The following is a 1,669-nucleotide window of genomic DNA, read 5'->3' as shown; positions in this document are numbered from 1 at the left end:
CCGCCAGCAAAAGACGGATGGTCAGACGAAACAGGTGGGGGGTCAAAATTGGACGCCGGTCACCCCGCCAGAGGGGTCAATATTCCACGCCGAAACACATATAGGGCTTTCCAATTGTGGACACGGGCCGACAAACTCAGTGCATATTAAGCAAGTTTCGCGCCAGACTGACCTGTGTAGGTGCTTATACGGGCGGCATGATGCCGTTCGCGTGCTGCCGTTGCGGCCCGCACGTTCATCTCTGAATACGGAGACAACAATGAGCAATCATGATTTTTTGCGCGCGGCAGCTATCGCGCTTGATGCTGTGATGCGGGTTCCAAAGAAGGCTCCTCTAAAATCGAAGCCTTCAAAACCAGAATTCAGTAGTTCAAACGAAACGGTCATCGTTCAGGATGAAGATCTCTTGGTACTGACCAGCTCACGACCCGTCACGACCATGGCCGAAATCGCCATCTCAGCCTGAACTCAAGCCGTCACTCGTACAACCGGGAGAAATCTCTTTGTTGCTCTCGTCTCGCTACCAATAAGGCAACCAAACCAAATGCAGCCAAGACCATTCGTAATCGAAATAAAATCCCCTCGCCTCAGGGCCGTTCAAAACAACCGGGCCTCTCTATAGGCAAGTGTCGATCTTGAAAAGCCTCCCGTGAAATCGCGAAGGAGTTCCCTATGATCCCGATGACAGTAAGCTTAACCTCGGACGCCGTGTGCAGCGGCCAGTAAATCCGTGATTATTCCGTCGGTCTGTATTAACCCTGCTTCGGCGCGAAGAACAAACGTCCGGGGTCAGTCGCAGCTATCGCGAAGAAGGCCTTCAGCATCCTCAACGTCTGGAACAATGCTGCACGCGCGTGCCTAGCTACAGTTACTGACAGTCAATCGCAGAGGCGTGTCGACAGAGCCATGCACGCCCAGGCGCTCGGCAAGATCGATGATCGGGATGACTACGCCCCGCAGGTTCATCACGCCCAGCATATGTGGCGGCGCGTGGGGCAAATTGCTGTCCGCGATGGCTTCATCGAAATTCTCTGCGTTGTTGAGGAGCAGGAATCGCTTTGTGGCGACACGCATTTCCATCAGATCGGCGCGCAGGTTCGCGGCATGGTGCGTATCTTCACGCCTGTCGCCCGATGCAACGCTGGCCACGATTTTCTCAGACGCCTCTTCCATCTGCGGGCCCAGCGTGTTCACTGTGCCTTCGACCGGCCCGTCGCGCTTCGTTTGCAGCTCTACTACGTCCTCGAAGGCTGCCTCGTCATCGCCGATTGCTGAAATGGTAGAGTCTGCGGTTTTGATTTGACCCTCGCCAGTCGCAAGCACGCGCATTTCGACGGCAAGCTTCTTTGTCTGGTCGACGCGCGCTCGCACAGCGGAAACGGCATCGTCAGAAGAAGAGATGATGAAGTTCTTAACGGCGAGCCGCGCTTCAAGCAGGTTGGCCTGGATCCGACCGGCTTGGTTTGTCAGCCACGCGATGCTTCTATACTCGTCGAAGCGCAAGGCCACTCGCTTAACGATGCTGGCATGGCGTATGAAGTGCATGATTCTCTCCGAAAGGTCCAGCCATTGTTGGTTTCCACGCGGAACTGAGCCGGTGGGGGTGCGGATAAAAAGTTGGACTGTTTTAAATGCTCAGGCCGAGGCTCTTACGATATTCGACCGGGCT

At 55.2% G+C, this 1,669-nt stretch carries 1 protein-coding gene and 1 pseudogene; one reads left to right on the top strand and one right to left on the bottom strand.

Going from position 1 to position 1,669, the window contains the following annotated elements; genetic code table 11:
- Positions 1–259: 259 nt before the first annotated feature.
- Positions 260–466, top strand: a complete 207-nt coding sequence (locus ACQZ40_RS25680; RefSeq protein ID WP_142914321.1) for a hypothetical protein — start codon at positions 260–262, stop codon at positions 464–466.
- Positions 467–897: 431 nt separating this feature from the next.
- On the opposite strand, the pseudogene ACQZ40_RS25675 reads toward ACQZ40_RS25680, so the two are convergent.
- Positions 898–999: pseudogene (locus tag ACQZ40_RS25675) on the bottom strand (chemotaxis protein CheW); the annotation flags it as partial.
- Between the last annotated feature and the right edge of the window lie 670 nt (positions 1,000–1,669).

Source organism: Agrobacterium sp. 16-172Ci, from assembly GCF_053522725.1.
Note: the sequence above shows the minus strand (reverse complement) of the source record. Positions and strands in the feature narration are given on the sequence as shown.